At 61.3% G+C, this 20,940-nt stretch carries 17 protein-coding genes; 9 read left to right on the forward strand and 8 right to left on the reverse strand.

All coding sequences use genetic code 11. The features are described 5' to 3' along the window. Positions 1–33: 33 nt before the first annotated feature. The 7 genes from phaC to AC0J41_RS00210 all read right to left on the reverse strand — a co-directional run bounded on the left by phaC (position 34) and on the right by AC0J41_RS00210 (position 9,551). Positions 34–1,713 carry a class II poly(R)-hydroxyalkanoic acid synthase gene (gene phaC, locus AC0J41_RS00180; RefSeq protein WP_473014241.1) on the reverse strand — a complete coding sequence of 560 codons (1,680 nt, stop codon included), beginning with the start codon at positions 1,711–1,713 and terminating at the stop codon, positions 34–36. A 259-nt stretch (positions 1,714–1,972) separates the two neighbouring features. Further along, positions 1,973–2,347 carry a gamma-butyrobetaine hydroxylase family protein gene (locus AC0J41_RS00185; protein WP_177327328.1) on the reverse strand — a complete coding sequence of 125 codons (375 nt, stop codon included), beginning with the start codon at positions 2,345–2,347 and terminating at the stop codon, positions 1,973–1,975. Positions 2,348–2,487: 140 nt separating this feature from the next. Further along, entirely contained in the window at positions 2,488–3,822 is a 1,335-nt protein-coding gene (gene hslU, locus AC0J41_RS00190; protein ID WP_025110274.1) for an ATP-dependent protease ATPase subunit HslU, read from the reverse strand. Positions 3,823–3,877: 55 nt separating this feature from the next. Next, on the reverse strand, positions 3,878–4,408 hold the full coding sequence (gene hslV / locus AC0J41_RS00195) for an ATP-dependent protease subunit HslV (protein ID WP_025110273.1): 531 nt from the start codon (positions 4,406–4,408) through the stop codon (positions 3,878–3,880). A gap of 246 nt (positions 4,409–4,654) precedes the next feature. Further along, positions 4,655–5,371 (reverse strand): SPOR domain-containing protein, encoded by a 717-nt coding sequence (locus AC0J41_RS00200; RefSeq protein WP_473014242.1) that lies wholly within the window; start codon positions 5,369–5,371, stop codon positions 4,655–4,657. A 1-nt stretch (position 5,372) separates the two neighbouring features. Then, positions 5,373–7,109, reverse strand: a complete 1,737-nt coding sequence (gene argS / locus AC0J41_RS00205; protein ID WP_473014243.1) for an arginine--tRNA ligase — start codon at positions 7,107–7,109, stop codon at positions 5,373–5,375. 222 nt (positions 7,110–7,331) lie between these two features. After that, positions 7,332–9,551, reverse strand: a complete 2,220-nt coding sequence (locus tag AC0J41_RS00210) for a primosomal protein N' (RefSeq protein WP_473014244.1) — start codon at positions 9,549–9,551, stop codon at positions 7,332–7,334. Positions 9,552–9,835: 284 nt separating this feature from the next. Between AC0J41_RS00210 and rpmE the strand changes: the two genes are divergently transcribed. The 3 genes from rpmE to AC0J41_RS00225 all read left to right on the forward strand — a co-directional run bounded on the left by rpmE (position 9,836) and on the right by AC0J41_RS00225 (position 12,327). Beyond that, positions 9,836–10,051, forward strand: a complete 216-nt coding sequence (gene rpmE, locus AC0J41_RS00215; protein ID WP_025110269.1) for a 50S ribosomal protein L31 — start codon at positions 9,836–9,838, stop codon at positions 10,049–10,051. Between the two features lie 41 nt (positions 10,052–10,092). Further along, complete coding sequence (locus AC0J41_RS00220) at positions 10,093–10,875, forward strand: thermonuclease family protein (RefSeq protein WP_473014245.1); 783 nt, start codon at positions 10,093–10,095, stop codon at positions 10,873–10,875. Positions 10,876–11,058: 183 nt separating this feature from the next. Then, the gene (locus AC0J41_RS00225; RefSeq protein ID WP_003220889.1) at positions 11,059–12,327 is read left to right on the forward strand and encodes a malic enzyme-like NAD(P)-binding protein; all 1,269 of its coding nucleotides are present in this window, start codon (positions 11,059–11,061) and stop codon (positions 12,325–12,327) included. Between the two features lie 453 nt (positions 12,328–12,780). Here AC0J41_RS00225 and AC0J41_RS00230 read toward each other — a convergent pair whose 3' ends face one another. Then, complete coding sequence (locus AC0J41_RS00230) at positions 12,781–15,225, reverse strand: penicillin-binding protein 1A (protein ID WP_473016045.1); 2,445 nt, start codon at positions 15,223–15,225, stop codon at positions 12,781–12,783. Between the two features lie 219 nt (positions 15,226–15,444). Between AC0J41_RS00230 and AC0J41_RS00235 the strand changes: the two genes are divergently transcribed. Genes AC0J41_RS00235 through aroK form a run of 6 tightly spaced genes read left to right on the forward strand, consistent with a single transcriptional unit; the run spans position 15,445 to position 20,828 of the window. Further along, positions 15,445–16,509, forward strand: a complete 1,065-nt coding sequence (locus AC0J41_RS00235) for a pilus assembly protein PilM (RefSeq protein ID WP_473014246.1) — start codon at positions 15,445–15,447, stop codon at positions 16,507–16,509. After that, complete coding sequence (locus AC0J41_RS00240; protein WP_473014247.1) at positions 16,509–17,075, forward strand: PilN domain-containing protein; 567 nt, start codon at positions 16,509–16,511, stop codon at positions 17,073–17,075. The genes AC0J41_RS00235 and AC0J41_RS00240 overlap by 1 nt, the downstream gene beginning before the upstream one ends. Beyond that, on the forward strand, positions 17,072–17,695 hold the full coding sequence (gene pilO / locus AC0J41_RS00245; RefSeq protein WP_473014248.1) for a type 4a pilus biogenesis protein PilO: 624 nt from the start codon (positions 17,072–17,074) through the stop codon (positions 17,693–17,695). Before AC0J41_RS00240 ends, pilO begins: the two co-directional genes overlap by 4 nt. Continuing rightward, positions 17,692–18,219 carry a pilus assembly protein PilP gene (locus AC0J41_RS00250; protein WP_025110263.1) on the forward strand — a complete coding sequence of 176 codons (528 nt, stop codon included), beginning with the start codon at positions 17,692–17,694 and terminating at the stop codon, positions 18,217–18,219. The genes pilO and AC0J41_RS00250 overlap by 4 nt, the downstream gene beginning before the upstream one ends. 13 nt (positions 18,220–18,232) lie before the next feature. Further along, entirely contained in the window at positions 18,233–20,305 is a 2,073-nt protein-coding gene (locus AC0J41_RS00255; protein ID WP_473014249.1) for a type IV pilus secretin PilQ, read from the forward strand. 4 nt (positions 20,306–20,309) lie between these two features. Then, positions 20,310–20,828 (forward strand): shikimate kinase AroK, encoded by a 519-nt coding sequence (aroK, locus tag AC0J41_RS00260; RefSeq protein WP_025110261.1) that lies wholly within the window; start codon positions 20,310–20,312, stop codon positions 20,826–20,828. Positions 20,829–20,940: the final 112 nt, after the last annotated feature.

Here is a 20,940-nt window from a genome sequence, read left to right on the forward strand (position 1 = left end):
CTCAGCTTGCGGCTTGTAACTTATGGCTTGCCGCTATCTTTCATGTACGTAAGTGCCCGGCGAAGCTTCGCCTGCCGGATACGCCTTGTTGCCCAGTTTCAGTGGCGCTTTTTTCAGCTCGCCCGAGCGCTCGGCCTGCCACGCCTGCCAGTACAACCACCAGGAATCAGTGTGCTTGGTTGAGTTCTCTTGCCAGTCATCGGCATTGGCGGCCGTGCCTTCACTGGTCATGTAACGCGATTTCGGGTTGCCCGGCGGATTCAGAATGCTCTGGATATGCCCGCTGCTCGACAGCACGAATTCAACCTTGCCGCCAAACAGCTGCGCCGACTTGTAGCAGGACTTCCACGGGGTGATGTGGTCGTTGGTGCCAGCCAGCGAGAAAATGTCGGCCGTGACCTGCTTGAGGTCGATCGGTGTGCCGCACACTTCCAGTGCATTGGGGCGAATCAGTGGGTTGTTTTTGAACATCTCGATCAGGTCGCCGTGGAACGCTGCCGGCAACCGGGTGGTGTCGTTGTTCCAGAACAGAATGTCGAAGACCGGCGGCTCGTTGCCGAGCAGGTAGTTGTTGACCCAGTAGTTCCAGATCAGGTCGTTGGGGCGCATCCACGCGAAGACCTTGGCCATGTCTTTGCCTTCGAGCACGCCGGCCTGATACGAGTGGCGCTTGGCGGTCTCCAGGGTCTGCTCGTCGACGAACAGGGCGACGTCGCTGTCCAGGGTGGTGTCGAGCACGCTGACCAGCAGGGTCAGGGCGTTGACCTTCTTTTCGCCGAGGGCGGCGTAGTGGCCGAGCAGGGCGGTGCAGGTGATGCCGCCGGAGCAGGCGCCGAGCATGTTCACGTCTTTGCTGCCGGTGATCGCCGTGACCACGTCGACCGCTTCCTTGAGCGCATCGATGTAGGTCGACAGGCCCCACTCGCGCTGGGCCTTGGTCGGATTGCGCCAGCTGACGATGAACGTCTGCACGTTATTGCGCAGGCAGAAACGCGCCAGACTTTTGTCCGGGCTCAAATCGAATACGTAGAACTTGTTGATCTGTGGCGGAACGACGAGCAACGGGCGCTCGTGGACCTGTTCGGTGATCGGCTTGTACTGGATCAGCTCCAGCACGTCGTTGCGAAACACCACTGCGCCTTCGGTCACGCCCAGGCTCTTGCCGACCTCGAACGCGCCCATGTTGACCTGGCTCGGCATGCCGCCGTTGTGCACCAGATCCTTGGCCAGATGCGAAAGGCCGTCGAGCAGGCTTTTGCCGCCGGTCTCGAAGAAACGTTTGACCGCCGCGGGGTTGGCCGCCGTGTTGGTCGGGGCCATGGCTTCGGTCATCAGGTTGATCACGAAGTGGCCGCGGGCGATGTCTTTGGGTGACAGGCTGCTGTCGTCGATCCAGGAATGGAGCTCCTTGCGCCACGCCAGGTAGGTTTGCAGATAACGTTTGTAGAGCGGGTTCTGGCTCCAGGCCGGATCAGCGAAGCGACGGTCATCGCTGGCCGGTTGCAGTTCGGATTTGCCGAACAGCACGTTCTTCAGTTCGAGACCGAAATGGGTCACGTGCTTGACGCTATGGATCGGTTGTTTGATGGCCTGGGTCAGCACCATACGAGCAGAGGCCAGCAGATCCTTTCCGCGCAGCCCAACGACGGGATTAAGCCCCAGGGTGTTTTCCGAGGCTTGGTACTTCAGGTCATCGTTATTCTTGTTACTCATCTACGACGCTCCATTGTCCTGAGACGAGTACCCGGTTTTCTGCTGTGCAGTTCCACAGCCAATGCCAGGTACTACTGCTCGGGTGACCGTTAATTCTGCATAGCTGCTTTACAGTTCATAGAGCACTGCAGGGAACTTGCCAGCTCCATTGGTTACCCGAGTTTAATTTTTTTCGCAAGCAGGCCGATCCTCGGCCACACAGCAGAGCATTCAAACAGATGAATTTAGAAAATGCCCTCTAAAGAGCAAGAGGCTCGGACTAGAGCATCAGCTTGACGATCGACTCGTCCGGATCGCGGGTTTTCCCGGCCGCTTTGAGCTCAGCCAGATAATCGGCCCAGAGTGCGTCATAACGTCGCCCCAGCTCGTAGAGATAATCCCAGGTGAACAGGCCGCTGTCGTGGCCGTCGTCGAAGGTCAGTTTCAGTGCGTAGTGACCGGCCGGTTCCAGCTTGCTCAGACCGACGTTGAGCTTGCCGAATTGCAGGATCGGTTTGCCGTGGCCCTGGACCTCGGCGGAAGGGGAATGCACGCGCAGGAATTCTGCGGGCAGGGTGTATTCCTCGCCGGACGCGTAAGTGAGCGTCAGGGTTTTCGAGGCTTTGTGCAGTTTGATGTCGGTAGGGATCATGATCAGGTATCCGTCTGGTGCGGAACCTTGTGGGAGCGAGCCTGCTCGCGAATGCGGTGGTTCAGTCAACACAAGGGTTGAATGTACTGCCGTCTTCGCGAGCAGGCTCGCTCCCACAGTTCCATTACATCTGTAAGAGTTGCTTACAGGATATAACGGGACAGATCTTCGTTCTGCGCCAATTCGCCCAAGTGGCTGTTGACGTATTCGGCGTCGATCAGGATCGGCTTCTCATCGTGCGTGCTGGCCAGGTCGCCGGCACTGAACGACACCTCTTCCAGCAGACGCTCAAGCAGCGTGTGCAGGCGACGGGCGCCGATGTTCTCGGTCTTCTCGTTGACCTGCCAGGCTATCTCGGCAATGCGCTTGATACCTTCAGGCTGGAACTGGATGTTCAGGCCTTCGGTCTTCAGCAACGCGCAATATTGCTCGGTGAGCGAGGCGTGCGGTTCGCTGAGGATGCGCTCGAAGTCTTCCGGGCTCAGGGCCTTGAGTTCGACGCGGATCGGCAGGCGGCCTTGCAGCTCCGGCACCAGATCGCTCGGCTTGCTCAGGTGGAACGCACCGGAAGCGATGAACAGGATGTGGTCGGTCTTGACCATGCCCAGCTTGGTGTTGACGGTGCAGCCCTCGATCAGCGGCAGCAGGTCGCGCTGTACGCCTTCACGGGACACATCGGCACCGCCGACATTGCCGCGCTTGGCGACCTTGTCGATCTCGTCGATGAACACGATGCCGTGCTGTTCGACCGCTTCCAGCGCCTTGGCCTTCAGCTCTTCTTCGTTGACCAGACGGCCAGCCTCTTCGTCGCGCACCAGCTTCAGCGCTTCCTTGACCTTGAGCTTGCGGGCTTTTTTCTTGCCCTTGCCCATGTTGGCGAACAGCGACTGCAGCTGGTTGGTCATCTCTTCCATGCCGGGTGGCGTGGCGATCTCGATGCCGGACACTTCGGCGACTTCGATCTCGATTTCCTTGTCGTCCAGCTGACCTTCGCGCAGGCGCTTGCGGAACAGTTGGCGGGTGTTGGAATCCTGAGCCGGCTCCTCGTTGCTGAAGCCCATGCGCGCCGGTGGCAGCAGCGCGTCGAGGATGCGGTCCTCGGCGGCGTCTTCGGCACGGTGGCGCACGCGGGTCATTTCCTGCTCACGGAGCATCTTGATCGCGGCGTCGGCCAGATCACGGATGATCGATTCGACGTCACGGCCCACGTAGCCGACTTCAGTGAACTTGGTCGCTTCGACCTTGATGAACGGCGCGTTGGCCAGTTTCGCCAGGCGACGGGCGATTTCGGTTTTACCGACACCGGTCGGGCCGATCATCAGGATGTTCTTCGGGGTCACTTCAACACGCAGCTCTTCAGGGAGCTGCATGCGGCGCCAGCGGTTGCGCAGGGCGATCGCGACGGCGCGCTTGGCATCGTCCTGGCCGATGATGTGGCGGTTGAGTTCGTGGACGATTTCGCGGGGAGTCATGGACATAATAATTGGCGGTCCTCAAGCAGAAACAAGCCGTGGCACACAGGCCGCGTCAGGCTTATTCAGCGAGATCCTGCTCCTCAATGGTCTGAGTGTGGTTGGTGAATACACAGATATCGGCGGCGATGCCGAGCGCGGTTTCGACGATCTCGCGAGCCGACAGGTCGGTCTTTTTCAGCAGCGCGCTGGCTGCAGCTTGCGCGTAGGCGCCGCCGGAACCCATGGCAATCAGGCCGTCTTCGGGTTCGACCACGTCACCGTTGCCAGTGATGATCAGCGAGGCGTCCTTGTTGGCTACCGCGAGCATGGCTTCGAGGCGGCTCAGCGAGCGGTCGGTGCGCCATTCTTTGGCGAGTTCGACAGCGGCGCGGATCAGGTGGCCCTGATGTTTCTCGAGCTGGCCTTCGAAACGTTCGAAGAGCGTAAAGGCATCGGCAGTGGCACCGGCAAAACCGGCGATGACCTGGCCGTGGTACAGGCGGCGAACTTTCTTCGCGTTGCCTTTCATCACGGTATTGCCGAGAGAAACCTGGCCGTCGCCGCCCATGACGACTTTGCCGTGGCGGCGGACTGAAACGATGGTGGTCAAGGGAAGAGTCTCCACACAGCGGGGCGAAAGTGCCTTATGCCCATTCATATGGGGGTGCTGGAGAGAATTTCAACCGGGGAGGGTGTAGAGGGACGAACGGCGGGGACTGATCAGGAAAATGTGGTGTTGCAATCATTGCCTTCGCGAGCAGGCTCGCTCCCACAGGGACTGCGTAAATCCTGTGGGAGCGAGCTTGCTCCGGGCGGCGTTCCGACGAAGAACGATGACGCGGTGATTCTGGCGAAATCAGCGGCTTTGGCGTTGTTGTAACAACAGATTGCTGAAGCCGCTGCCCGCCAGTTGCTTCTGCGCGGTGGTCAGTTGTTCGCGGTTGCTGAACGGGCCGACCAGGACGCGGTACCAGGTTTCGTCCTTGACCGTGCCCGACTCAACCGAAACGGCCTGGCCGAGCAGAATGATCTGCGCCCGAACCTTGTCCGCATCCGCCTCTTTGCGGAACGAGCCGGCCTGGAGGAAGAACTTGGTCACAGGTGCGGCCTTGCTCACCGGGGGGGCTGGCGGCGGGGTGATACCAGCCAGGGCCGCCTGAGCGCGCGCGGTGTCGATCTTCGCCGCTTCCGCAGGCGTGACCGGCGTGGTCGGAATGGTCGGCACTTGTGGTGTCGGCAGGGTTTTCTCCGGCACGGCGTCCGGCGGCACGATCACTTCCGATTCCGGCAGCAGCGTGTAGAAATCGTACTTCGGCTTCACCGGTTGCGTCGGGCTCGGCGGGGTCTTGTTGGCCTCGGCGATCTTCGACGCTTTCTGCTGTTGCGCTTGCTCGACCTTCTCGCGCTTGACCGTGTCGCTGCCCTTGCCCGGCTCCAGTTTCATCAGGAACACGATGAATGCACCGACCGTCAGGCCGATGGCCATCCACAGCCAACCCGGGATCGGTTGCTTTGCAGGAGCTTGGTAACGGCTGGCGCCACGCTTGGGTGCAGGTTTTTTCTTGGCAGCCAACTTACATGCGCTCCAGAGTTTCCAGGCCCAACAGTTCCAGGCCTTGCTTGAGAGTACGACCGGTCAGCGCGGCCAGACGCAGACGGCTCTGCATCTGGGCCGGCGTTTCGGCGGCGAGGATCGGGCAGTTCTCGTAGAAGCTGGAGAACAGGCCGGCGACGTCATACAGGTAGGTGCAGAGGATGTGCGGGGTGCCTTTTTCCGCGACGCTGTTCAGCACTTCGCCGAACTGCGCCAGCTTCGCCGCCAGCTCTTGCTCGTGCGCGGCTTCGAGGACGATCTGGCCATCGACTTCGCTGAAGTCCTTGCCCAGTTTGCGGAACACACCGGCCACACGGGTGTAGGCGTACAGCAGGTACGGCGCGGTGTTGCCTTCGAAATTCAGCATCAGGTCGAAGTTGAAGCTGTAATCGCTGGTGCGGTGCTTGGACAGGTCGGCGTATTTCACCGCACCGATGCCGACGACCTTGGCGATGTTGCGCAGTTCGTCTTCGGCAAGCTCCGGATTCTTCTCTTTCACCAGGTTGTAGGCGCGCTCCTGCGCTTCGGTCAGCAGGTCGATCAGCTTCACGGTGCCGCCGTCACGGGTCTTGAACGGACGGCCATCGGCGCCGTTCATGGTGCCGAAGCCCATGTGCTCCATCTCCATCGGATGGGTCACAAAGCCGGCCTTGCGCGCCACGGCGAACACTTGCTGGAAGTGCAGGGCCTGACGCTGGTCGACGAAGTACAGCGCGCGGTCGGCCTTGAGCTTGCCACTGCGATAGCGCACGGCTGCCAGGTCGGTGGTGGCGTACAGGTAGCCGCCGTCAGCCTTGACGATGATCACCGGCAGCGGGTCGCCGTCGGCGTTCTTGAACTCGTCGAGGAACACGCACTGGGCGCCGTTGCTTTCGACCAGCATGCCGGCGGCTTTCAGGTCGTTGACCACGTTGATCAGGTCATCGTTGTAGGCGCTTTCGCCCATTACGTCGGCCATGGTCAGTTTGACGTTGAGCAGTTCGTAGATCTTCTGGCAGTGCGACAGCGAGATGTCCTTGAACTTGGTCCATAGCGCCAGGCACTCGGCGTCGCCAGCCTGCAGTTTGACCACCAGGCCACGGGCGCGGTCGGCGAACTCTTCGGACTCGTCGAAGCGCTGTTTGGCGGCGCGGTAGAAGTTTTCCAGGTCCGACAGCTCGTCGCTGGTGATCGGGTTTTCCTGCAGATACGCCATCAACATGCCGAACTGGGTGCCCCAATCGCCCACGTGGTTCTGGCGGATCACTTCGTCGCCGAGGAACTCGAGAACACGGGCCACGCCGTCGCCGATGATGGTCGAGCGCAAGTGGCCGACGTGCATCTCTTTGGCCAGGTTCGGTGCCGACAGGTCGACCACGGTGCGTTGCGCAGGACCGGCCTTGCGCACGCCGACGTGCGCGTCGGCCAGGGCGGCGTCAAGGCGCGAGGCCAGGGCCTGGGTGTTCTGGAAGAAATTGATGAAGCCCGGGCCGGCGATTTCGGCCTTGGTGACGTTTTCGTCGGCCGGCAGCGCGGCAATGATTTTCTCCGCCAGATCGCGCGGCTTCATGCCCGCAGGCTTGGCCAGCATCATGGCGATGTTGCTGGCGAAGTCGCCGTGGGTCTTGTCACGGGCGTTCTCCACCTGAATCGCCGGCGACAGGCCTTCAGGCAACACACCTTCGTTGACGAGTTGGGTGAGGGCTTGTTGGATCAGCTGGCGAATGGTGTCTTTCATGGTCTTCTCTTTCGACCGCAAGCGCGGCGGCGCATCGATGCGCGGGTGGAAAAACTGGGCATTATCCGTTGCGAAGACGGGCTTGCCAACCTTAGCAGGCAGCTTATGGATATGTGGTGACAATTCGGGCCTTTTCGCGAGCAAGCCCGCTCCCACAAGGGATTGTATGAACACCGCAGATCCAATGTGGGAGCGGGCTTGCTCGCGAAGGCGATGTTCAGATCAATACAAATCCACGGGATCAACATCCAGCGACCAGCGTACCGCCCGTCCGCTCGGCATCTGCTCAAGCTCAAGCAGCCAACTGGCAAGCAACCGATGCAGCGGCGCCCGCGCCGTCGCCTGCAACAACAGTTGCGCGCGATAGCGCCCGGCACGGCGTTCCATTGGCGCCGGCACCGGCCCGAGCAGCTCGATACCGGTCAGATTCTGCTCGGCCAGCAAACGCTCGGCCGCGCTGCACGCTTCATCGAGAAAGCCTTCGGCCTGTCCCGGCTTGTGCGCTTCGGCGCGCAACAAGGCCAGGTGCGAGAACGGCGGCAGCCCTGCTGCACGGCGCTCGCTCAATGCCTGCTCGGCGAACGCGAAGTAGCCCTGCTCGGTCAACTGCACCAATAAAGGATGGTCGGCCAGGTGCGTCTGGATGATCACCTTGCCCGGCTCTTCAGCGCGTCCGGCACGCCCGGCCACCTGCACAATCAATTGCGCCATGCGCTCGCTGGCGCGGAAGTCGCCGGAGAACAGCCCGCCGTCGGCATCCAGAATCGACACCAGCGTGACCCGGGGGAAGTGGTGCCCCTTCGCCAACATCTGCGTGCCGACCAGAATGCACGGCTGACCCTTCTGAATCGTCGCGAACAACTGATTCATCGCATCCTTGCGCGAAGTGCTGTCGCGGTCGACGCGCAATACCGGGTAATCCGGGAACAGAATCGCCAGCCGTTCCTCAGCGCGCTCGGTGCCGGCCCCCACCGGGCGCAGATCGACCTTGTTGCACTTGGGGCACTGGCGCGGTACGCGTTCGACGTAGCCACAATGGTGGCAGCGCAACTCGCCATAGCGCTGGTGCACGGTCATCCGCGCATCGCAACGCGAGCACTCGGACATCCAGCCGCAATCGTGGCACAGCAGGGTCGGCGCAAAACCGCGACGGTTGAGAAACACCAGCACCTGCTGGCCGGCGGCAAGGGTCTGGCCGATGGCTTGCTGCATCGGCCCGGAAATGCCGCTGTCCAGCGGACGGCTTTTCACATCCAGACGCAAGAAGCGTGGTTGCTTGGCACCGCCTGCGCGCTCGTTGAGGCGCAGCAGGCCATAGCGGCCGGTGTAAGCGTTGTGCAGGCTTTCCAGCGAAGGCGTGGCGGAGCCGAGGACGATCGGGATGTTTTCCTGGCGCGCACGCACCAGCGCCAGATCGCGGGCGTGGTAACGCAGGCCTTCCTGCTGTTTATAGGAGCCGTCGTGTTCCTCATCGATGATGATCAGCCCCGGGTTCTTCATCGGGGTGAACAGCGCCGAGCGGGTGCCGATAATAATGTCGGCCTCACCGTCCCGGGCGGCGAGCCAGGCGTCGAGGCGCTCGCGGTCGTTGACCGCCGAATGCAGCAGGGCGATGCGTGCGTTGAAGCGTTGCTCGAAACGCGCCAGGGTCTGCGGGCCGAGGTTGATCTCCGGGATCAGCACCAGTGCCTGCTTGCCGGCTTCGAGGGTTTCGCGGATCAGTTGCAAATAGACTTCGGTCTTGCCGCTGCCGGTAATCCCGGCCAGCAGAAAGGCGTGATAACTGTCGAACCCGGCGCGAATCGCTTCGTAAGCGGCGCGTTGCTCGGTATTGAGCGGCAGTTCCGGTTGCGCCAGCCAGTGTTCATGGCGCACGCCGGGGGCGTGCCGCCGGATCTCCACTTGCACCAGATTCTTGGCCAACAGCAGGTCGAGGCTGTCTTTGCTCAGCATCAGCTTGCTCAACAACTGATGGGCGACGCCGTGCGGGTGCTGCGCCAGCGTCGCCAGTGCTTCACGTTGCCGCGGGGCGCGGGCGATGCGCGGATCATCCAGGCTGGCCCCGGGCGTAATCCACCAGAAACGTTCCTGACGGGCCTCGGCCAGTTCGCCCTGGCGCAGCAGCACCGGCAGCGCCCAGCTCAATGTGTCGCCGAGGCTGTGCTGGTAATACTGCGATGTCCACAGGCACAGCTTGAACAGCGCTGGCGGCAGCGGCGGCTCGGTATCGAGCAGGGCCAGCGCCGGTTTGAGTTTTTCCAGCGGCACTTCGCTGGTGTCTGTGACTTCGACCAGAATCCCGATCATCTCCCGCCGCCCGAACGGCACCCGCAGGCGCATGCCTGGCTGCAGCTGGGCGCGCAGCACCCCGGCCGGCGCCCGATAGTCGAACAGGCGGCGCAGGGGCGAAGGCAGGGCGAGGCGCAGTATGGCGTCGGGCACGCGGGGGGTCTCTTTCAACACAAAAGGAGGGCGAGCGCAGATCAATTGTGGGAGCGGGCTTGCTCGCGAATGCGGTGTGTCAGGCACCGTAGTGCTGGCTGACACACCGCATTCGCGAGCAAGCCCGCCCCACAGGAGAATGTGTTCAAGGCCGGGAGCCTAGCAGACGGTCGGTCTCAGGGACAGCTTGCGCGATTGACATTGTCTGGTAGAATCCGCGGCCTAATTACGTGCGGTATTCAACAATAGTGTTGGGTGGCGGCACGCTAGCTGAGGAAGACATCATGAAAGCTGATATCCACCCGAATTACCCAGTCATTGCTGTTACCTGCAGCTGTGGCAACAAGTTCGAAACTCGTTCGACTTTCGGCAAAGCTCTGCCAATCGACGTTTGCAACGAATGCCACCCGTTCTACACCGGTAAGCAGAAGACTCTGGACACCGGTGGTCGCGTTCAGAAGTTCGCAGACCGTTTCGGCGCTTTCGGCAAAAAAGCCTAAGGCTCTTCATTCTGGAAAGCTTCTACGGCTTTTCCGGTCTGATGAAAAAGGCGTCCCTCGCGGGCGCCTTTTTTGTGTCCGCGATTTGGCTGTCCGCTGCCCAGGCGTTTTGCCCGGCGCCTGCCGGCCTGACCAGCGTCAGCGTCCAGCGCGTGGTCGATGGCGACACTTTGCGCCTGAGCGACGGGCGCAGTGTGCGCATGATCGGCCTCAACACGCCGGAACTGGGCAAGCAGGGCCGCAGCGACCAGCCATTCGCCACGGCGGCGCGCAAACGCCTGGAGGCTTTGGTAGCAGGCAGTGGCGGACGGATCGGTTTGCTGCCCGGCAAGCAAGCCAAGGACCATTACGGTCGCACCCTCGCGCATGTCTACAGTGCCAGTGGCGCCAATCTTGAAGCGCAAATGCTCGCCGACGGTCTCGGTTTCCAGGTGGCGGTGGCGCCGAACGTCGATCTTGTCGCCTGTCAGCAGGTTGCCGAACGCAGTGCCCGGCAGGCCGGTCGAGGCTTATGGCGCCAGTCGCCTGTATTGAAAGCGGAGCAGATTGCTGATTCCGGTTTCGCGGTGATCAGCGGGCGTGTGAGCAAGGTTCAGCGCAATCGTGGCGCAATCTGGATCGAGTTGCAGGGCTCGCTTGTACTGCGTGTTGCGCCCAATCTGGTCGGACAATTTGACAGTGCGCGGTTGCAGGCGCTGAAGGGCAGGCGGATCGAGGCTCGCGGGTGGATCGTCGATCGTTCGCGCCGGGGCGGCTTGAAACCGGGGCAGTCGCGCTGGTTGCTGCCACTGACCGATCCATCGATGCTGCAAAGCGCTCGCTGAATAAAAATTGTAGACATTTTTTCTGTCGATTGTGAACAGTCCAGCCCTTGTGCGCCGTGGCTCTTGGCCCAAAGTCGTAGGACAGGGCGCTTGACAGGGGTGACTGCTCAGTCTTGTGGGGACTTTGCGAGGCGCGTATCCTCGCTGACCAGTCTGTCCAACAGTAAAAAGCGGAATGCCAAAATGTCTGATCTGAAAACTGCCGCTCTCGAATATCATGCCAATCCTCGTCCAGGGAAGCTGAGTGTCGAGCTCACCAAGGCCACTGCTACCGCCCGCGACCTGTCGCTGGCCTACAGCCCCGGCGTAGCTGAACCAGTACGTGAGATCGCCCGCGATCCTGAACTGGCCTACAAATACACCGGCAAGGGCAACCTGGTTGCAGTCATTTCCGATGGCACCGCGATTCTGGGCCTGGGTAACCTCGGCCCATTGGCTTCCAAGCCAGTGATGGAAGGTAAAGGCGTGCTGTTCAAGCGCTTCGCCGGCATCGACGTGTTCGACATCGAAGTCGATTCCGAAAGCCCGCAAGCCTTCATCGACACCGTGAAACGCATCTCCATCACCTTCGGTGGTATCAACCTGGAAGACATCAAGGCACCTGAGTGCTTTGAGATCGAACGCGCTCTGATCGAGCAGTGCGACATCCCGGTATTCCACGATGACCAGCACGGCACTGCGATCGTGACCGCTGCGGGCATGATCAACGCTCTGGAAATCGCTGGCAAAACCCTGCCGGAAGCCAAGATCGTCTGCCTCGGCGCTGGCGCTGCGGCCATCTCCTGCATGAAGTTGCTGGTGAGCATGGGCGCGAAGATCGAAAACATCTTCATGGTTGACCGTACCGGCGTGATCCACTCCGGCCGTGACGACCTGAACCAGTACAAAGCCGTGTTCGCCCACGCGACCGACAAGCGCAGCCTGGCTGACGCTCTGAAAGGTGCTGACGTGTTCGTCGGTCTATCCGGCCCGAACCTGCTGAGCGCTGAAGGCCTGCTGTCGATGGCGGCCAACCCGATCGTCTTCGCCTGCTCGAACCCGGATCCGGAAATCTCCCCGGAACTGGCGCACGCCACCCGTAGCGACGTGATCATGGCCACCGGTCGTTCCGACTACCCGAACCAGGTCAACAACGTACTGGGCTTCCCGTTCATTTTCCGTGGTGCCCTGGACGTTCGCGCCAAGCGCATCAACGAAGAAATGAAAGTGGCTGCCGCCAACGCTCTGCGTGAACTGGCCAAGCTGCCTGTTCCACAGGACGTGTGCGATGCCTACGGTGGTGCGCCACTGGAATTCGGTCGTGAGTACATCATTCCGAAGCCAATGGACAAGCGCCTGATCACCCTGATCTCCGACGCTGTGGCCAAGGCCGCAATCGAGACCGGCGTGGCCACCCTGCCGTATCCGAAGAACTACCCGCTGAAAAGCGTGGATGACGTGTTCAACGGCTAAGTCGTTGTAGCGCTTCAACCGAAAGCCCCGGCTCGTGAGAGTCGGGGCTTTTTTGTGCCTGTGTGATTTGTGGTGTTCTTCAGTGCCCCTTCGCGAGCAAGCCCGCTCCCACAGGAATCTGGGGGTGTACATGAAGTGTGTGAACACTGCAAAACCCTGTGGGAGCGGGCTTGCTCGCGAAGAGGCCGGCACGGGCCATACAAAACCGGTAGGCAATAAAAAGCCCCGCACTTCTCACGAAGACGGGGCTTTTTTGCTGGGGCGGGATCAGAACAGATCGATCGGCGCCTGCTCCCACAGGAATCGGGGGGTGTACATGAAGTGTGTGAACACTGCAAAACCCTGTGGGAGCGGGCTTGCTCGCGAAGAGGCCGGCCCAGGCCATACAAAACCGACAGGCAATAAAAAGCCCCGCACTTCTCACGAAGGCGGGGCTTTTTTGCTGGGGCGGGATCAGAACAGATCGATCGGCGCCTGCTCATCCGCCGGCAGCGGGCTGCCCGGCGCAGTGCCGTTACCCAGCTCGTTCACCGACGGCGGCGTGTCTTCGGACTTGAACAGTTCGAAATAGGCGCCAGGCGTGCTTGGCGTCGCCGCACGACCGCTGACCGGATCTACCCGCAGGCTGAGGATGCCTTCCGGCTCAGGCTGCACGTGCGGCGGCTTGTCCTTCAGTGCAGCCGACATGTAGTTCATCCAGATCGGCAGCGCCACGGTACCCCCGAACTCGCGGCGACCGAGGCTTTCCGGCTGATCGAAACCGGTCCACACGGTGGTCACGTAATCGGCGTTGTAACCGGAGAACCACGCATCCTTCGATTCGTTGGTGGTACCGGTCTTGCCGGCGATGTCGCTGCGACCCATGGCCAGCGCGCGGCGACCTGTGCCGAGCTTGATCACGTCCTGCAACATGCTGTTGAGGATGTACGTGGTGCGGCCATCGACAATCCGCTCGGCCACGGCCGGCGCTTGTGGCGCTGCAGTAGGGCCCGGGGCTTCACCCGGTACTGGCGCGGCGTTGACGGTGATCGGCTGGGACGCCGGCGCGGCAAAGCCATCAGTGGCCGAGATACCCTGGGGCACGGTCGGCGGGTTGGCGACGAACAGCGTGTCGCCGTTCCGGCTTTCGATCTTGTCGATGATGTACGGGGTGATCTTGAAGCCGCCGTTGGCGAAGGCGCTCCAGCCGGTGGCGATTTCCATCGGGGTCAGGGTTGCGGTACCCAGTGCCAGCGACAGGTTCGGCGGCAGATCCTGCTTGTTGAAGCCGAAGCGGGTGATGTAGTCGATGGTCTTGCCCACGCCCATCGCCTGCAGCAGGCGGATCGACACCAGGTTACGCGACTTGTACAGCGCTTCGCGCAGACGGATCGGCCCGAGGAAGGTGTTGGTGTCGTTCTTCGGTCGCCAGACTTTATCGAGGTACTCGTCGACGAACACGATCGGGGCGTCGTTGACCAGGGTTGCGGCGGTGTAGCCGCTGTCCAGCGCAGCACTGTAGACGAACGGCTTGAAGCTCGAGCCCGGCTGACGTTTGGCCTGCAGGGCGCGGTTGTAGTTGCTCTGCTCGAAAGCGAAGCCGCCGACCAGCGAGCGGATCGCGCCGTTCTGCGGATCCAGCGAGACCAGCGCGCCTTGCGCCTGCGGGATCTGGCTGAACTTCAGCGAGTTGTTTGGCTGACGCTGTACGCGAATCAGATCGCCGACCTGGGCCACATCCGACGGCTGACGCGGTGCGGCGCCCATGCTGTTGGTGTTGAGGAACGGACGTGCCCATTTCATGGTGTCCCAGGCGACGTGTTCTTCGCCGGTGCGGGTCAGCACCTGCAAGCCATTCTTGTCGACCTGGGTGACGATGGCCGGCTCCAGGCTGCTGATGGTGCGCTGCTTGGTCAGCTCGCTGACCCAGGCCTCGTGAGTCTTGCCCGGCAGGCGTGACTCGGGGCCACGGTAGCCGTGACGCTGGTCGTAGGTCATCAAGCCTTCGTGCAGGGCGGTGTTGGCCATTTCCTGCAGGTTGCTCGGCACCGTGGTGGTGACGCGGAAGCCTTCTGTATAGGCGTCGCTGCCGTAGCGGCCGACCATTTCGGCACGGGCCATTTCAGCAATGTACGGCGCGTTCACTTCCGGGGTCGGCACGTGATAGCTGGCGTTCAGCGGCTCGTTAATCGCGGCGGTGTAGTCGGCCTCGGAAATCTTGCCGAGCTTGTACATGCGGCCGAGGATCCAGTCGCGACGTTCCTTGCTGCGTGCCGGGTTGGCCAGCGGGTTGAAGCGCGACGGGGCCTTCGGCAGGCCGGCGATCATCGCCATTTGCGCCAGGCTGATGTCACGGATCGACTTGCCGTAATACACCTGCGCCGCCGCCTCGATGCCATAGGCGCGATTACCCAGATAGATCTTGTTTACGTACAGCTCGAGGATCTCGTCCTTGGTCAGCTGCCGTTCGATCTGCAGTGCCAGGAGAATTTCCGTGGTTTTGCGCGAGAAGCTGCGTTCGCTGGTCAGGAAGAAGTTCTTCGCCACCTGCATGGTAATGGTGCTGCCGCCGGACTGGATGTGCCCGCTCTTGACCAGTTGGGTCGCCGCACGCATCAGGCTGCTCGGGTCGACGCCATAGTGGTTGGCAAAGTTGTCGTCTTCAGCACTTAGTAACGCATTAATGAAATTGGGCGGAATGTCGGCGAAACGGATCGGAGTACGGCGCATTTCGCCAAATTCTGCGATCAACTTGTTGTCGCTGCTGTAGACCCGCAGCGGAATCTGCAACTGAATGCTTCTCAGGGCCTCCACAGACGGCAAACCCGGACTAAGGTAAAGAAACGCGCCGCTGAGACCTAAAAGCAGTCCGCAGAAAACGGCGACGATGGACCAACCGAAAAATTTCAGCAGACGAATCAAGGCTTTTGGACATCCAGGGCAAAGAATGAATTGGGCGGCAGGGTTCCGGTAACACACAGAACAGCCTGGGCCGGCAGTAAAAGCGGAAAAAAACGCTGGGCATTATAAGCACTTTTCTGCTGGGGGGCGTCATTTGCGCTTCTGTCAAGACGGGGTGAAGGAACGCAATGCGTATTACAGAGTCCGTAACTCACGGAAAGTCATAGGGAATTGGTAGTGCTGGGACTCTTCAATAAAAAGACCAATACGTTACTGGGGATCGACATCAGCTCCACTTCGGTGAAGCTGCTGGAGCTGAGCCGCCAGGGCGACCGCTACCGGGTCGAGGCCTACGCGGTAGAACCGCTGCCGCCCAACGCCGTGGTCGAAAAGAACATCGCCGAGCTCGAAGGCGTGGGCCACGCCTTGTCCCGGGTGCTGGTCAAGGCACGTACCGGGCTCAAGAGCGTGGCCGTGGCGGTGGCCGGTTCTGCGGTGATCACCAAGATCATCGAGATGGACGCCGGGCTGACTGATGACGAGCTGGAAAACCAGCTCAAGATCGAAGCCGACCAATACATCCCCTATCCGCTGGACGAAGTCGCCATCGATTTTGAAGTCCAGGGTGTGTCGCCGCGCAACCCGGAGCGGGTCAATGTGCTGCTGGCCGCCTGTCGCAAGGAAAACGTCGAAGTCCGCGAGGCGGCGCTGGCGCTGGCCGGGCTGACCGCGCGGGTGGTCGATGTCGAGGCCTACGCGCTGGAGCGCTCCTTCGGTCTGCTCGCCACCCAATTGGCGGCCTCGCAGGAGCGCCTGACGGTGGCGGTAGTCGACATCGGCGCGACCATGACCACCCTGAGCGTGCTGCACAACGGCCGCATCATTTATACCCGCGAGCAACTGTTCGGTGGCCGGCAACTGACCGAGGAAATCCAGCGCCGCTATGGCTTGACCGTCGAACAGGCCGGGCTGGCGAAAAAACAGGGCGGTCTGCCGGATGACTACGTCAGCGAGGTCTTGCAGCCGTTCCGGGATGCGTTGGTGCAGCAGGTGTCGCGCTCATTGCAGTTCTTCTTTGCCTCCGGGCAGTACAACGCCGTCGATCACATCCTGTTGGCCGGTGGCACAGCGTCGGTGCCGGGGCTGGATCGCCTGATCGAGCAACGCCTGGGCACTCCGACCCAGGTCGCCAACCCGTTTTCCGACATGGCCTTGAGCAGCAAGGTCAATGCCGGGGCCCTGGCCAGTGACGCGCCGGCCCTGATGATTGCCTGCGGGCTCGCGCTCAGGAGCTTCGACTGATGGCGCGGATCAACCTTCTCCCCTGGCGTGAAGAGCGCCGCGAAGAGCGGCGTAAACGCTTCCTGCTGATCCTGATCGGGGTTCTGGTCGGATCGGTGGGCGCGGTGTTCATCGTCGATCAGGTCTTCAGTGCCGCGATCGAGCGGCAGGAGGCACGCAATGCCTACATCGGCAAGCAGATTGCCGTGGTCGACGAACGGATCAGGCAGATCAGCGAGCTCAAGGCGCGGCGCCAGCAACTGGTCGAGCGCATGCGCATCATCCAAGACCTGCAGGGTAACCGGCAGATCAGCGGACGGATCTTCGATCAACTGGCGCGCACCCTGCCGGACGGCGTGTATTTCACCAGCGTGAAGCTGGTTGGCAAGACGCTCTCGATCAGCGGCGCGGCGGAATCGAACAATCGCGTCTCCGAATTGATGCGCAATCTGGATGCCTCCGATTGGTTCGATGCGCCGAGTCTCAATGAAGTGAAGGCGACTACCGCCGGACAGGTGGATCAGGCCAACGTCTTTCAGTTGACCGTCCGGCAGACTCAGCCAGCAGCCGTGGAGGGCGACAAATGAAACCGTCCGAATGGCTGCAGGGTTTGCGCAACATCGATTTCAACGACCTGGACACCAGCAACATCGGCTCCTGGCCGGCCGCAGTGAAAACCATCGCCGGGGCATTGTTGGCAGTGCTGGTGTTGGCGCTTGGCTATAACTTTTTCATCAGCGACATGGAAAACCAGCTTGAAGCCAAGCGTCAGGAAGAAGACACCTTGAAGGAACAATTCGCCAGCAAGGCGCACATGGCCGCCAACCTGGAGCTGTACACCCAGCAGATGAAGGAAATGGAGAACTCCTTCGGCGTGCTCCTGCGGCAATTGCCCAACGACACCGAAGTTCCGGGGTTGCTGGAGGACATCACCCGCACCGGTCTGGGCAGCGGTCTGGAATTCGAAGAAATCAAGCTGCTGCCGGAAGTCACCCAGCCGTTCTACATCGAACTGCCGATCCAGATCACCGTCACCGGTGCCTACCACGACCTCGCTACCTTCGTCAGCGGCGTCGCCGGGTTGCCACGGATCGTCACGCTGCACGATTTCGAGCTGGCGCCCGCCAACCCGGAAGGCGGGACGAAGCTGCGCATGAGCATCCTCGCCAAGACTTACCGCTATAACGACAAGGGGCTGGAAAAATGACCCCGATGCGTTATTTCGCCTTATCCATGGTGTTGCTGGGCCTGAGCGGCTGCGGCAGCAATGATGAGTTCAGCGACCTCGATGCCTACATGAACGAAGTGCGTCTGCGACCGGCGGGCCGGATTGAGCCGACGCCGACTTTCCACTCCTACCCCACGTTTACCTACAGCGCGGCCAACTTGCGCAGCCCGTTCTCGCGTCAGGTGCGGGTCGATCTGGCCGCTCAGCAGCGCGGTGCGCGCAACGTCAAACCCGACCCCAGCCGGGTCAAGCAATACCTCGAAGGCTTCAACATCGAGCAGTTTGAAATGGTCGGCACAATCTCCAATGCCACCGGCTCCTTTGCCCTGCTGCGCGGAGCTGGCGGGGTGCATCGGTTGAAAGTCGGCGACTACCTGGGGCGCAACGACGGTCGCATCGTTGCAATCAGTGCCACGCAGGTCGATGTGGTCGAAATCGTGCCCGATGGCGAAGGCGCCTGGCTGGAGCGTCCGCGCACCATTCCTTTGAAAGAGCACTCATAGTGGAAGTCGAACAATGAACAGGATTTTCTCCACCCTCGGTTTTTCGCTATGGATAGCGCTGCTTTCACCGATGGTTCAGGCGGCCAGCCTGAAGGCGCTGGATGTGGCGGCGTTGCCCGGTGACCGCGTCGAGTTGAAGCTGTCGTTCGACGGCCCGCCCCCGCAGCCCAAGGGCTACACCACCGAATCACCGGCACGAATTGCGCTGGATCTGCCGGGTGTGGCCAGCCAGCTGACGAGCAAGACCCGCGACCTGGGCAGTGGCAATGCACGAAGCGCCACGGTGGTCGAGGCCAACGATCGCACGCGATTGATCATCAACCTGACGCAACTGAGCCCTTACACCTCTCGGGTCGAGGGCAACAATCTGTTCGTGGTGGTCGGGCAGGGCACCAAGCCTGCTGCATCCCGTCCGGCCGCTGTTGCGTCACGGCCAGCCGCCGCTCCGGCGAAGGCTTACGCTCCCGTCGCCAAGGCCATTCGTGGCGTCGATTTTCAGCGCGGCACGGCGGGCGAGGGCAATGTGGTCATCGATCTGTCGGACCCGACCATCGCCCCGGACATCCAGGAGCATGACGGCAAGATCATCCTCAGTTTTGCCCGCACCCAGTTGCCCGACCGGTTGCGGGTTCGCCTCGACGTCAAGGACTTCGCCACCCCGGTGCAGTTCGTCAACAGTGCCGCGACCGGTGATCGTGCGGTCATCACCGTCGAGCCCAGTGGCACTTTCGACTATTCGACCTACCAGACCGATAACAAGCTGACCGTCAGTATTCGTCCGATGACGGTCGACGATCTGCAAAAGCGCAACGCCGATCGCAACAGCTACAGCGGCGAAAAGCTCTCGCTGAATTTCCAGGACATCGATGTGCGCTCGGTGCTGCAACTGATCGCCGATTTCACCAACCTCAATCTCGTGGCCAGCGACACCGTGCAGGGCGGGATCACCTTGCGCCTGCAGAACGTGCCGTGGGATCAGGCGCTGGATCTGGTGCTGAAAACCAAAGGGCTGGACAAACGCAAGATCGGCAACGTGTTGCTGGTAGCGCCGGCCGACGAAATCGCCGCCCGCGAGCGTCAGGAACTGGAGTCGCAGAAACAGATCGCCGAACTGGCGCCGCTGCGCCGCGAACTGCTGCAAGTCAACTACGCCAAGGCGGCGGACATCGCCAAGTTGTTCCAGTCGGTGACCAGCGCCGAAGCGAAAATCGACGAACGCGGCTCGATCACGGTCGATGAGCGCACCAACAACATCATTGCCTACCAGACCCAGGACCGCCTCGACGAGCTGCGGCGGATCGTGGCGCAACTGGATATTCCGGTGCGTCAGGTGATGATCGAGGCGCGGATCGTCGAGGCCAACGTCGATTACGACAAGAGCCTGGGCGTGCGCTGGGGCGGTTCGATTCAGAACAAGGGCAACTGGAACACGTCCGGGGTCAGTAACGGCACCTCGACCACCATTGGCACACCGGGCAACACCAGCACCAACTCGCCGTTCGTCGACATGGGCACGGTCGGTAACACGTCCGGGATCGGCATCGCTTTCATCACCGACAACGTGCTGCTCGATCTTGAGCTGACCGCCATGGAGAAAACCGGTAACGGCGAAATCGTCTCCCAGCCGAAAGTGGTCACCTCTGACAAGGAGACCGCGAAGATCCTCAAGGGCACCGAGATTCCGTATCAGGAAGCCAGCTCCAGCGGCGCGACTTCGGTGTCATTCAAGGAGGCGTCGCTGTCGCTGGAAGTGACGCCGCAGATCACGCCCGACAACCGCATCATCATGGAGGTCAAGGTCACCAAGGACGAGCCGGACTACCTGAACAAGGTGCAGGATGTACCGCCGATCAAGAAGAACGAGGTCAACGCCAAAGTGCTGGTGAACGACGGCGAGACCATCGTGATCGGGGGCGTTTTCTCAAATACTCAAAGCAAGGTCGTAGATAAGGTGCCATTTCTTGGCGATGTGCCGTATCTTGGCCGCCTTTTCCGGCGTGATGTGGTTTCGGAGAAAAAATCCGAGCTGCTGGTATTTCTCACTCCGCGTATCATGAATAACCAGGCGATTGCTGTGAGTCGTTGATTCTGTGCGAAATTTGATTCTTGTAGGACCGATGGGCGCTGGAAAAAGCACCATCGGCCGGTTGCTGGCCAAAGAGCTGCGCCTGCCGTTCAAAGATTCCGACAAGGAAATTGAACTGCGCACGGGCGCCAATATCCCGTGGATCTTCGACAAGGAAGGCGAGCCCGGCTTTCGAGACCGTGAGCAGGCGATGATCGCCGAGCTGTGCGCGTTCGACGGCGTGGTGCTGGCGACCGGCGGCGGCGCGGTGATGCGCGATGCCAATCGCAAGGCCCTGCACGAAGGCGGGCGGGTGGTGTATCTGCACGCTTCCGTCGAGCAGCAGGTCGGCCGCACTGCCCGCGACCGCAACCGACCGTTGCTGCGCACCGCCAATCCCGAGAAAACCCTGCGCGACCTGCTCGCGATCCGTGATCCGCTCTATCGGGAAATCGCCGATCTGGTGGTGGAAACCGACGAACGGCCGCCGCGCATGGTGGTGCTCGACATTCTCGACCGTCTGGCACAGCTTCCACCCCGTTAAAGCGCCGCCCGAAATGCGCTATCCTCGGCGTCCTGTCGCAGCCGTCGAGGTTGTGGCGGATGGCGTGCGAGCGGCGTCACATCAGCTAAAGGTCGCGGACATCCAATAATTC

This window comes from Pseudomonas sp. Arb-4-2C (assembly GCF_055755015.1).